Source organism: Flagellimonas abyssi (genome assembly GCF_019457905.1).
Lineage (GTDB): Bacteria > Bacteroidota > Bacteroidia > Flavobacteriales > Flavobacteriaceae > Flagellimonas > Flagellimonas abyssi.
Genome location: NZ_JAHZSV010000024.1, coordinates 23,369 through 36,081 on the forward strand (window position 1 = coordinate 23,369; position 12,713 = coordinate 36,081).

General features: G+C 40.5%; 10 protein-coding genes and 1 pseudogene. 6 read left to right on the forward strand and 5 right to left on the reverse strand.

The window, feature by feature from the left end:
* Window positions 1-33: 33 nt before the first annotated feature.
* Complete coding sequence (locus K1F36_RS14990; RefSeq protein WP_220114572.1) at window positions 34-1,200, reverse strand: peptidoglycan DD-metalloendopeptidase family protein; 1,167 nt, start codon at window positions 1,198-1,200, stop codon at window positions 34-36.
* A gap of 199 nt (window positions 1,201-1,399) precedes the next feature.
* On the opposite strand from K1F36_RS14990, the gene K1F36_RS14995 reads away from it, so the two are divergent.
* Complete coding sequence (locus tag K1F36_RS14995; protein ID WP_220114573.1) at window positions 1,400-2,482, forward strand: DNA topoisomerase IB; 1,083 nt, start codon at window positions 1,400-1,402, stop codon at window positions 2,480-2,482.
* A 23-nt stretch (window positions 2,483-2,505) separates the two neighbouring features.
* Here K1F36_RS14995 and K1F36_RS15000 read toward each other — a convergent pair whose 3' ends face one another.
* Together K1F36_RS15000 and K1F36_RS15005 are read right to left on the reverse strand one after the other, a co-directional pair.
* Window positions 2,506-3,030, reverse strand: coding sequence for a hypothetical protein (locus tag K1F36_RS15000; RefSeq protein ID WP_220114574.1), 525 nt, complete (start codon window positions 3,028-3,030; stop codon window positions 2,506-2,508).
* A 112-nt stretch (window positions 3,031-3,142) separates the two neighbouring features.
* Window positions 3,143-4,039: a diacylglycerol/lipid kinase family protein gene (locus tag K1F36_RS15005; protein WP_220114575.1), complete on the reverse strand. Its 897-nt coding sequence runs from the start codon at window positions 4,037-4,039 to the stop codon at window positions 3,143-3,145.
* Window positions 4,040-4,187: 148 nt separating this feature from the next.
* On the opposite strand from K1F36_RS15005, the gene surE reads away from it, so the two are divergent.
* Entirely contained in the window at window positions 4,188-4,922 is a 735-nt protein-coding gene (gene surE / locus K1F36_RS15010) for a 5'/3'-nucleotidase SurE (protein ID WP_220114576.1), read from the forward strand.
* Window positions 4,923-5,160: 238 nt separating this feature from the next.
* Here surE and K1F36_RS15015 read toward each other — a convergent pair.
* Window positions 5,161-6,503 (reverse strand): annotated as a pseudogene (locus K1F36_RS15015) (IS3 family transposase).
* A gap of 629 nt (window positions 6,504-7,132) precedes the next feature.
* Between K1F36_RS15015 and sbnA the strand changes: the two are divergent.
* From sbnA to K1F36_RS15035, 4 genes are all read left to right on the forward strand, one after another.
* Entirely contained in the window at window positions 7,133-8,161 is a 1,029-nt protein-coding gene (gene sbnA, locus K1F36_RS15020; protein ID WP_220114577.1) for a 2,3-diaminopropionate biosynthesis protein SbnA, read from the forward strand.
* Complete coding sequence (locus K1F36_RS15025; RefSeq protein WP_220114578.1) at window positions 8,142-9,956, forward strand: FAD/NAD(P)-binding protein; 1,815 nt, start codon at window positions 8,142-8,144, stop codon at window positions 9,954-9,956. Before sbnA ends, K1F36_RS15025 begins: the two co-directional genes overlap by 20 nt.
* 2 nt (window positions 9,957-9,958) lie before the next feature.
* A complete protein-coding gene (locus K1F36_RS15030; protein ID WP_220114579.1) occupies window positions 9,959-11,446 on the forward strand; it encodes a type III PLP-dependent enzyme domain-containing protein in 1,488 nt (495 codons plus the stop codon).
* Window positions 11,447-11,653: 207 nt separating this feature from the next.
* Window positions 11,654-12,055, forward strand: a complete 402-nt coding sequence (locus tag K1F36_RS15035) for a VOC family protein (RefSeq protein ID WP_220114580.1) — start codon at window positions 11,654-11,656, stop codon at window positions 12,053-12,055.
* A 50-nt stretch (window positions 12,056-12,105) separates the two neighbouring features.
* Here K1F36_RS15035 and K1F36_RS15040 read toward each other — a convergent pair whose 3' ends face one another.
* Window positions 12,106-12,669 carry a hypothetical protein gene (locus tag K1F36_RS15040; protein WP_220114581.1) on the reverse strand — a complete coding sequence of 188 codons (564 nt, stop codon included), beginning with the start codon at window positions 12,667-12,669 and terminating at the stop codon, window positions 12,106-12,108.
* Window positions 12,670-12,713: the final 44 nt, after the last annotated feature.

The window sequence follows — 12,713 nt, forward strand, 5'->3', positions numbered from 1 at the left end:
CACTTGTTTTAAAGATAATCCCTAAGAATTTTTTTAGCCTTCGGTTACCAAGCTGTGGTGAATATAACCTTGGGTGTTATTGTGGAGAAGCACATGGTACCAATTGACTGTTTTTCCTAAAATAATGACGGGGTGCATTCTTTTTAGGGATATTATCTTTTCATTGTCCAAACTTGGGCCTTCCCGAACATTGGCCAGTGCTGAACTTATTTGCCCTGTGGGCAATGGGCTTTTTAGTTCTGGGGTGGTTTTCTGTTCTTTTTTTATGAATGGTAGGGGGTCTATGGCCCCATTGCCCCCGTAAATGCCAAAATGACGATGGGGCAGTGTAGTTATGGCATTCCCCGTATTCCCTACAAAGCGCAAGGTATCACCTACGTTGACCTTTTGTCCAGAAGATACTTTTATACTATCCAAGTGGGCGTAATAGAAGGATGAATTAAAGAGGCCTTCTCTCAACCAAACTTGTTTGCCGCCGAGCCCTCTTTCTCCCGTAAAGCTCACCCTCCCTTCCTTAACGGCAACTACTGGCGCTAGTCTTGGCGCAAAAATATCGACCCCTTCATGTCGGCGGGCGCCCCCAGCCCTTACATCGCCCCAATAACTCTGAATTACTTTGGTGTCTACATCGACTACCGGAAAAATAAGGGTGGGTTCGGTGTTTATATCCATTCGGAAATCAGAAGAAAGACCAATTTTTGGCTGTACTAGAATCTTATAGTCGCCTGTCTCCTCTACAAGGAACTCCACCTTATTTGAAACTTTTGTGTCCTTGCTCAGCAACGGTTCATTTTCCAAATCGTATGGGAATTGGTAAATGTCCACAAAAGCATCTATACTATCGGATTCGGAAGTAACGGACACTATCAGCTTACGACCGTTCTGCAGTTGTGTATCGTACCCATACACAAAACTAAAGTCAGAAGGAAAAGCACCTACTTCAGAATAGGGCAAAGAAATTGAGAGCGTATCTCCCAAGGCTCTTTTGGCTGCATTTCTCCACGCGATAAAACGAGTGTCGTTCTCATCAAATGTGCGCTCGTATTTTTCTCTTTCCGTTGGTGGCTCAAATATGTCCGAAATTTTCTGCACTTGATTGCAAGAAGCCAAAACCAGAATGGTCAAAGAGATGCCTGCTACCTTGATAACCCCCTGAAACCATTTTTTATGTTGTTGTATTAAAATAGCCCCTCCATTCATTTTTCTCTTCCGACTTTTTTACCATTTTGTAGCAAAGGTATTTATCGTAAATTCCTTCTCTTGACCCAAATGATTCATTTATTGCACATTATGGACAATACCTTTGTTCCAAACTATCACAAAGGGTCAATAATCAATCCATTTAGGCACATTTTATAATTGGAATCATATTAATTTTAAATTCTTACGATATATTCCAATGTCCCAAATAAAAGTATTGCGGCAACTAGTGGAAGCTCCAGAAACTGCTTTGGAGGAGTTGAATCTTGTGTATGTGGACGACCAAAAATTTACTATTGAGAGATTACGCAAGGGCAAAGGTTTTACCTACAGATGGAAGGGTAAACCTCTAAAAAACAAGAAACATTTAAAAAGAATTAAAGGATTGGTCATTCCTCCTGCATGGAACAACGTAAAGATTACTCATCTCCCAAATGGACATATACAAGCGGTGGGGTATGATGAAAAAAACAGGAAACAGTATCGTTACCACTCCAGATGGGTCAAAATCCGAAATCAGACGAAGTTTTATAAGATGACCGACTTCGGAAAGCAGCTGCCCATCATTAGAAAACAGGTCAATAAGGATTTGAAACAAAAAGATTGGCCAAAGAACAAAGTAGTTGCCCTGATCATAAAACTTATGGAAGAAACCCACATTAGGATCGGCAATGAACAATATGCCAAACGCAATGAATCATACGGCCTTTCAACACTACGAAAAAAAAATGTGGACATCCATAATAGTAAAATGTTGTTTGAATTTGTTGGTAAAAAAGGCAAAAAACACGCTGTAACGGTCCGTAATAAAAAATTGATCCGGTTGGTAAGTCTCTGTGAGGACATTCCGGGTTGGGAGCTATTTAAATATTATGATGAAGATGGTAAAAAACAGTCGTTGGACAGTTCTATGGTCAACGATTACCTGCGTGAGATAGCAGGCAAGGAGTTTTTTTCGGCCAAGGATTTTAGAACTTGGGCCGCCACTGTAATTTTTTTTAATGCATTGCTGGATATCGGAATAGCCTCAAACAAAAAGGAGATTCAGGAAAACCTGCTGTTGGCCTATGATACGGCAGCAAAGGCCTTGGGAAATACCAGAAACGTTTGTAAAACACATTATGTGCATCCGCATTTGGTTTACGCTTATGAGAATGGTTCCATAAAAAAGTCTTTTGCATATATTGAAAACCATTCGGATGGGACCCAATATTTTTCTCCTTCCGAAACAGCCGTACTTAAAATTATTAAGGGGTATCGGCCCAGAATATTACAGAATTGATGCTTTCGAGTGGTAGAGAGGATTCAATCCCAACCTTGCCCTTCCTTTTCAAAAGCACATTTACTTTCCTGTATGTTCTTGAAACGTACGCTATGATTTATGAATATTTTTTTTAAATCAAGAGGCGCATTTTCATCGGAGATGATATAATCTGCCTCCCGTAATATATCTTTATCGGCCTCAATAAGTATTTTCTTAAACCCGGACGGACTGCTTGGAGCGAACAAGTCTTTGGATCCATACCATGGAATCAATGCTTCGCAACGACACGATGGGACATAGGGCAAAGAGTTGTTGGGATTGATGCAAAATTCCACCAGTTGAGCCTTCATGAGATGAAGCTCTGTCAATCGTTTCATTATAAGAGCTTCACAATCTGAAAATGCGGTTCGATTCAGAATCGCCGTTAAGTTATCATGGCCATACTGAATCTTATCAAGATAGATTCTGATTTTTTGATATGTCTTATAATGCAATTCCATGATGCTCCGTACTATTTTTGGATTCCTGCCACTGGTCCTATTTGTATACTCTGTTTCAACAATCATACTTGACGTATTTCTAACTAAATTACCGTATTGTTCAATGTCGTACGATCCAATAACCGTTTTGAATTAACGTTTAACTTTTTTAAGTCATTATTTGTGGTTGAGGCTCAATTTACAGAAAACGTCTACCCATAGATTCCGAGTCAAGCGACATTTTGAGCCTATTAGGTAGAATACGTGCCTTTATCTTTTCCCCCGAGTAATTGACTAATTCATCATCTATATGAAAATGCGCGTGTTCCGATTTCATTTTCACCTTTTTACACCGTATTGTCAGGAAAAGATCATTCGATTCTTCCTTTTTGACTGATTTTTGAATAAAGGTTCGGGTCAAAAATTCTTTGAACTCCTTTTTCTTATGGCCAGCAACCATACATGGGTCAAAGTAGCCATCATTAGGGACACTCTTGGGCGATAAGTTTAAATTGGGCCCTATATACTTGATATTGCACAATTCCGCCATCAGAAAATTTCCTTTTATTTTTATTTTGTCGATGGCGATAGTAGTTTTTTGAGGTATGTGTTCGTCCACTACATTCATTAAAAACTTTACAATTCGAGTATTGTCCGTTTTGATCTGATCTTTGTTTTTTTCACTCTTTATTGCGGTTACAAAATGTGTAAATACCCCAAAACCCAGACTTTCGATAAAATACTTTTTTCCTTTGATTCCAGAAATTTTGCCGGCATCAAAATGGACCATGTCCTGCGGTTTATGTATAAGACCGTGGAGCACCTTGGCAATATTATTTGCCGTTCCCAATGGGCACACTATCAATGGATGGTCTTTGTCTTGTTTCAAAATTTCAATGGCCACATTGTGAACGCTACCATCCCCGCCGGCCACTATAATTGAATCCAATGATTTTTTTAAGGATTTTTTCCAACCTGAATCGTCCGTTGATGTTAATTCCACATCAATTCCTTGATTGGTAAAATAATCAATCAGCTTTTCAGGCGAATGCTTTTCGTCTCCGGCCGTGGGGTTATATATTATTTTATGGCTCATACTTTTATTGAAGTTAAATTCTAATTGGTCCACTGTTGGCTACATTCGGAGAAATCTTTAATCTAATTGCATAATCTTACCAGGTTTTAACCTCATGTTAAGAGGTTTAATTTCAATTTTTAGTAAATTTTAAATAAAACTGGAAGAAATGAAGATTTTGGTCCCAAATGACGATGGTATTTATAGTCCCGGCATCTTATGCTTGGCACAAGAGGCAACACGCTATGGTGAAGTTATTGGAATGGCTCCCGATGTGGAACAATCCTCTATGGGCCAGGCCATAACCTCCTCAAAACCCATAACATATAAAACATCGCCCATCCACTTTGGTGATATTGAAGCATATAGGGTTAGTGGAACCCCGTCCGACTGTGTAGCATTGGGCCTTCATCTTTTTGAAGATATCGATTTGGTGCTCTCCGGTATTAACCTGGGATCGAACCTAGGAAACTCTGCCTGGCATTCAGGAACACTTTCAGCTGCTAGGCAAGCGGTGCTCTTTGGAGTACGTGGTATAGCTTTGAGTATATCAATTGGTGAATCGGAAACTGATTTTGAGAAGTTAAAGCCCTTCATTCAAACGGGCATGGATGAAGTTATCAATATAAAGGAATCGGAACTTCTCAACATTAATTTTCCTCAGTTTCCGAATGGTGAGATTGTATGGACAAAACAGTCGGTACGCCAATATGATGGTAAGGTAATTGCCCAAAAAGATCCTAAAGGGAGACCAGTTTACAGGTTTACGGTTATTCCGATCGAACCGGAAGAAGAGGGTTCTGATCGATGGGCAATTAAAAGTGGAAAGACAAGTATTACCCCCATGATTTTGGATTTAACAGATAAAAAGTATCTTAACAAAACCCATAAAGAACAATCCTGAAAAATGTTGTTTGTAATAAGGAAAGTTTTTATGATGAATGATAAGTGAATTGCATAAATGGACAAAGGGAACTCAATATGAAATCATATAACAGTTCCCTTTGCTTTCATAAAATCCTTGGTCAGGATTATCTGACCAGTCTCGGGTATATTCTCAGTCATATATTGGGCACCCCGTTTATGATAGAACTAAGTGTACGTCTTCAAACGAATTAGGACTGGCCCGGTCCAAAGTTAAGTTATAGTTTCAACTTTTGATTATGGTGCTCTTTCCTTCTTTTGAGCATCGTTCTTTTCTTTATCAATTTACGGTTTTCCAATATCTTTTTGTCCAACCCAAAATATACGGCTGCCGGCGTCAGGTTGTCCAATGATTCGTGGTATCTCCTGTTGTTGTAATAGTACACGAACTCTTCCAACCTTTCCTTGAGTTCCCCCGGCAGATAATAGTTGTCCAGTTTGATGATGTTCTTCATCGAACGGTGGTAACGCTCTATCTTGCCCTGTGTCTGTGGGTGGTTGGGCTTTCCCCGGATGTGTTCCATCTCCCTTTCCTTTATGAACTCCTTCAGCTCGCCACTGATGTAACAGGGCCCGTTGTCGGACAGCAGCCTTGGCATCTGCCCCTTGGGCAACGATACCTTTTCCAATGCCCTTGCCACCGTTTTCTTCACGTCACCGGCGTTCATGGAGGGACAGAGTTCCCAATGGATGATATAACGGCTGTAATCGTCCAGAATGGTCGAGAGATAGTACCAGCCCCACCCCACGATCTTCAGGTAGGTAAAGTCCGTCTGCCACATCTGGTGTACCCTTTGGGTCTTGTCCCTGTATTCCTGTGAGGCCGCCATGGTATCAAAGGCGGGGGATGTCACCAGTCCCTTGGACTTCAGTATGCGGTAGACACTGCTCTCCGAGATATAGTATTCCCGCTCATCTGTCATTTTGCAGGCAAGTCCACGGCAGGATTCCTCAGGGAAGTCCAGGGCCATCTCCACGACCTCCGACCTGATCTTGTCGGGGATCCTGTTCCAATAGGTATTGCGCGCCCTATGGTTGGGCGCAAGTCCGTCAAAGCCACCTTCGAGGTACTTGCCGTACCAGTTGTAGAAGGTGCTCTTGTTTATCCCTATTTCCTTCAATGTCCTGTTCACGCCTATTTCAGATGTCTCCACAAGCCTTATGATCTCGTATTTCTCCTGTTGGGTAAATCGCATGTACTTCCTCCATTTTACCCTAAGCCATTCGTACTTTTTTTGAGCACACGGTTCTGGAGCAACAGTTCGGCCACCGTTTCCTTGAGCTGGGAGTTCTCCCCACGCAATTCCTTTACCTCACTGGTATTGGCCTCACGCATGGTGTCGCCCATAAGTCGTTTTTTTCCTGCTTCAAGAAAATCCTTGCTCCAACGGTAGTACAGTGCCGGGGCAATACCCTCACGCCTACAGATACCGGATACCGATTCCTCGCCCTTGAGCCCTTCCAGTACGATGCGGATCTTTTCCTCTGCGGAGAACTTCCGCCTTGTCTTTCTCTTGATGTCCTTTACGATTGATTCCGTGTTCTTCTTCTTCTTTGTCATTTTTAAGTGATTTAAATGGTTAATGAATCCATCTTCAAGGCTAGCCTTGAAGATAACAAAACCATCACTTAACTTTAGACCAAGTCCGGTCCACTTTTAGTTGAAGATTTACAAATAAAATAAATTATTGCCTCAAAACTCCATTATTTTCTTTACACACCAATATGAATGAAACTGGCGACCCAGGCCAAAAAGTTCAACCCAAATCAAGGATATCAATACCGTATAATTTGCGAAGGAAAGGGAGTTACTGTAAAAGGGGATGGCAATAGGTATGGAAATCAATTTTTTTCTCAAACTGTATTGGGACCATACTCAATCGCATTATGATTTCTGTAATGATGGCAGCCAATGGTTCATAACTGATCAATGCCGTCTATTGATTTTTGCAAAGTATACTTTTATACATATTCATTTAAGGGAGCTTATGAAATAGTGTTTGTGGTTTATAGTCTTCTTCCTTATCTGTGAATCACCTTTAATATGATTTGCCCTATACCCCTTATTTTTTTGGAGTAACAATTGGTGGAATAACGCTAAGGCCAACCTTAGTTTTATATTACTTTTTCCAATGATTCCATTATTGCTCGAACGACCAATTGTGGTGAACACTCATTAAATAAAGAAAAATGACAAAGAAAATATATGATAATATTTTGGATTCCGTAGGTAATACACCACTGGTCCAAATAAATAAAAAACTTGATGATGGTCATTCCCTTTTTGTTAAGTTGGAAGGACTTAATCCAGGCGGAAGTATGAAGGATCGGACAGCAGGTCTTATTATTTCTGAAATGCTACATGCAGATGAAATACGCCCCGGGGGCACCATTATAGAAAGCAGTTCTGGAAACATGGCCATTGGTCTGGCCCAAGCATGTCTTTATCATGGGCTCAACCTAATCGTTGTGGTGGATGTTAATTTAAACCCGCATACACGAAAGTTGCTCCGTGCCTATGGCGCTAATATTGTAACAGTACATGAACCGCATCCCGAAGGTGGGTTTTTAGCAGCACGGCTGGAAAAGGTGAACAAATTGTTGACCAGGGTACCTAATAGTGCTTGGACGAACCAATACCAAAATCCGAACAATCCGAAAGCGTACCAAAGAACCATGACCGAGATAATGCAAGCCTTGGATAACAATTTGGATTATTTATTTGTGGCCACAAGCACCTGTGGTAGTCTTATGGGATGTATAAATTATGTCAGCAACAAGAAATTGAAGACAAAAATTATAGCCGTGGATGCTGTGGGAAGTGTACTGTTTGGGGATAAAGTGGGAAAACGTAAAATACCAGGGCACGGTGCAGGTGTAGCGTCCCATTTTTTGGATAGGGACAAGGTGTTTGAGGTAATCCATGTCAGCGATGCCGAATGTGTAGAGGGATGCCGAAAACTTTTGGAACAGGAGGCTATCTTATCGGGTGGGTCATCTGGAGGTATTTTTGCTGCCTACCAAAAGTACAGGCACAGATTGCCACAAAATTCAAGGTCGGTTCTGTTGTTTGCAGATAGGGGAGCGCGCTATCTGGATACCATATACAATCCAGAATGGGTAAAACAACATATTGAAATGGGAAAAGCGATCAAAAATCCATCACAAGAGAAAAAGGTAAATAACAACAAACGACTTTATGAGCATGTCAGCATTTAAGGTCGCGATTGTAGGTTTGGGGCCAAAAGGTTTGTTTGCCTTCGAAAGATTATTGTCTCATTTGTACAATTCGGATGTTGCCAAAGAACTGGAGGTGCATCTTTTTGAAAAAACCGGGAATTTTGGGGCGGGAAAAATCTATGATCCCCTTCAATCGGATTATCTGTTGATGAACTACCCCAACCGAAACATCAATGTTTGGACCAAAGAATATCCTGACCCATTGCCCGTAGAAAAACTATCATTTTCTGAGTGGTTCTCCAAAAGAAAGAATTGTTCCATTCGAGAAGTCGCTGATGCATTTGCACCAAGGGGGGTGGTTGGCACCTATCTCATGGAGTGTTTCGAAAAGCTATATGAAGTTGGCAATTCCTTTTGTAAAATCAAAAAACATAAAGCTGCTGTTTTTGATATTTTATCCATGGGTGAAAAAACCTGTCTGCTATATCAGAACCCCGAGTCGGAATACCATTCTAGGTTAAATGTTGATGAACTATTACTTACCACGGGTCATTGCAGTTGGAAAGGAAGGTTGGAAAGCAAACAAAACAATGCGGTTAGAGCTGAAAGCGAGCCCGGTACTATACCTTTTGTTTACCCGCTCCAGCAGAAAATGTCTGGAATTCCAGAAAATTCGATGGTTGGGATTAAAGGTATGGGCCTAACTTTTATTGATACGATATTGGCCTTGACCGAGGGGAGGGGTGGGCGCTTTAGTTGCGTGGATAATGGAGCTTTACTATATCATAAATCCTGCAAAGAGCCAAAACAAATCCTAGCCTTTTCCAGAAGTGGACTGCCCATGATTCCCCGGTCTTCCCATGAGGGCAAAAAAGAATATAAACCTGTATATTTCACTCAAGATAGTGTTTACAATCAATTAGATGGCAATGGTAAACCCAGTTTTGAAGAACATATGTTGCCTTTGTTCAAATTGGAGATAACGTACAGGTATTATATGGTGCTTTTTGAAAATTACGGTCTAACCTTGGATCCGGGAGAAAGTGCCGAAACACTTCAAAAGCAGATAGAAAATTTCCACAGTAAATTTCCAAGCGAGCCAAGGTTCAATTTTGGCAATCTTTTCAGTCCTGTGGATTTTGGCGACCCGAATACAAAACGTACACCTTTGGTATATTTTAAATATGTGTTGAGCCAAGCGGAACTTGGGTCTGAAAAAAGCCCGTTCATGGCGGCTGCGATGACATGGGGGCAGATAGGGGAAACATTTAACAGAATATATCGCTTTGGCGGAATGACACCGGATTCACATGAGGTATTTGATAAAAAATATCGCTCTCAACTCAACCGAATCTCTTACGGTCCACCGTTGGAGAACATGAGAAAGATAATTGCGCTCCTTGATTCGGGAATTTTAAATTTGAATTATTCGCAAAACCCTGAAATTAAGGCAGTTTCCAACGGTTGGAGGCTAAAGACACCTCAAATACCACCCATCAACGTAGATACCTTGATTGATGCCCGCATTCCCACGAACTCAAGCTGCAAAGATTGGTCTAAACTATTGACCAGGATGCGCCAAAGAGGGGAGGTTCGTGAGTATTTGATTACCAGTGAGCATACCACCTACAGAACGGCTTGCCCGGAAATTGATCAAAAAGGAAATGTGGTTGCTCAAAATGGCACCACCAATTCAAAGATTACCTTATATGGAACTTTAACGGAAGGCATTACCTACGATAACGATTCGCTTTCCCGTACCCGAAACAATATGGCATCGAGTTGGGCTAAAGGAATCATGGAGCGAAATGTTAAATTGGAATTGAAACCGTGAAAATGGAAGAGAAAATAAAAAAGTATAGAAAATCGGAAGGATCAAACCCATTGACCCCTATAACCAGTTCGTGGATGTACAAAATCATGGATAACCATGAACAGATCGGTAAATTAATGGAAATCTATGGTTCCCCGATAAATTTGCACCACTTGCCATCCTTCACCAAAAACATTGAGGACTTTCAACATATATTCCAAAAACTTGAAGTAAATGGGCAAATCTATTTTGCACGAAAAGCCAACAAGTCAAAAAGCTTGGTTAAGGCGGCCTTGTCCTATGGCGTTGGTGTGGATACCGCAAGTTACAGGGAATTGCAGGAGGCTTTGGCATTGGGCGGCAATGCGGAAAATTTGGTGCTGACCGCCGCCATAAAAACACTACCGCTGATGGAATTGGCCGTAAAGAACAATATTTCCATCATCATTGACAATTACGATGAGCTCGAATTGGTCCAGCACGTGGCCCAAGAAATGGATCGCATAGCCCATATTGGGATTCGGTTAAGTGGATTTAACATAAATGGCCAAAAGCTATACAGTAGGTTTGGTTTTGACATCGATATGGAAAGGGACAAACTCAAGGGATGGCTGGGAGACCGGTTAAAATCTAAGAACTTGTTGCTCTGCGGATTTCACTTTCATTTAGATGGATATTCCATTGAGCAAAGGGCCGAAGCAATTTTACAAACCTTGGATGTTATAGAGGAATTTGACATTGCGGCCACCAAGATCTCGTTTATTGATATTGGTGGCGGCATATTGATGAATTATTTGGAATCAAAAGAGGAATGGGAACAATTTCAAGAACGTTTGCAGCAAGCTGTATTGGAGAAAGATGCACCAGTTACCTTTAAAAATAATGGTCTGGGCTTTAAAAAAAATCTCCAAGAAAACGGAATAACTGGAAAACTTAATACTTATCCCTATTTCAATCAAATCAATGGTCCTGAGTTTTTGGAACGTATCCTTACGTATAAACGACCAGGCGATAAACCGGTTTTAGAATATGTGAGGAATGAAAACATCCAATTGCGAATAGAACCGGGTCGTTCATTATTAAATCAAGTGGGCCTTACCATTGCCAAGGTGGTGCACAGGAAAAAGGACGCTGAAAACAATTGGCTGGTTGGGTTGGATATGAACATGAGCCAGTTAAAAAGCTCGAGTGCCGATTTTCTTTTGGACCCATACATTATTTATTCAGACCCGATAGAAACAGAGAATAACATAGAACTCTATTTTACCGGGGCCTATTGTCTTGAACAAGATGTAATCCTCAAAAGGAAGCTATCCTTCCCCAATCTACCTCAAATCGGTGATTTTGTGGTTTTTGTGAATACTGGTGGATATATGATGCATTTTTATGAAACAGAAGCACACCTGTTCGAGCTATCAAAGAACCTCTATATTCACGATGATAATGAAACTATTCTACCGGATGACACCCTATCTAAAAAACATAGTGTCGAGGATGTATTTGAAAACTAGGTGAAAAATAGGCCGGTTTCGTTTTGCGACTTAAAGGAATTCGAAGGAATTCAATACGTAATCATTCCTTTTAACACATTAATTTTTCAAGCATATTTTCTCAATTCTTTATATTAAATATTCGAGTTGTTTGCATCAAGAAGAAGTTTGTTCAAGGCAATTTCCCTAGAAAAAATATAATACGTTTACGAGAACAAAATATAAGTTATGAAAGTACAAGCATATTTAGCCTTTAGAGGCAATTGCCAAGAAGCTCTTGATTTTTATGCAGACTGTCTGGGCGCAGAAATAAAAAACAGACAGACCTATGCCGATAGAAAAATTGATGTTCCCGATGAATACAGAGACCGCTTGCAACACGCTGAATTGAAAGGTAACGGGGTGGATTTTATGGCATATGATGCTGCTCCCGACACACCTTTGATGGATGGCACAAAAATTCATTTGAGCATTGATGTGGACAAAAAGCAAAAGGCCCAAGAGATTTTTGAACAACTTTCATCAGGAGGTAAGGTTCATCATGAGCTTCGCGAGCGAGAATGGAATGCTTTGTTTGCCAGGTTTACCGATAAATACGGAATTAACTGGATGTTAAATTGTGACCTATAATCCATTCTTGCCAGGAATGTTTGAGGTATGCCATTGATTTCGGTATATTCTCAATTGTTTTTATTGCTTTTTTCATTACCGGTTTTTTCGTCTTCGCTGACTGTAAGATAATGGTCGGTTTTCCCCAAACCTACTATTTTAATGATGTTCACCACCGTATTATATAGCATTAGGACAACAACGATCAATCCCGCGCTCAACAAGCTTGATATGGCTAAACTTGAATAGTATATAATATTAAACCAATTATTGGGTACATTGTCCGATTCGGTAATGGGTAGGTTGAAAAGCAGAAATGACATCAATGCCGCTATAAAAATAATGGTATCGAACTTTGCAATCTGGAGTACATGCAGATAATGGTCATCTTTTAATTTGGATTTGGTTCCAGAACTCAACCCTAAAAGAGTCAGTAATAAAGTAAGAGTTGTGGCGGAAGCAAGTACAACAGTATTGCAAAGCATATTTAGACCTGAGAGCGAATTTTTAATCAACACTTTGGCTTCGTACCCGCTAAGTTCGCCCAAAAGAAAAGAGCCCGTTAAAATAATGACCAAAGATATTCCGCCTCCTGTTAACGCTCTTTTGGTATATATGCTAACTTGTAGATTCATTATACTTTAGTTTTGGTTAATAAGGTTCTATGTAGCTATTGTGT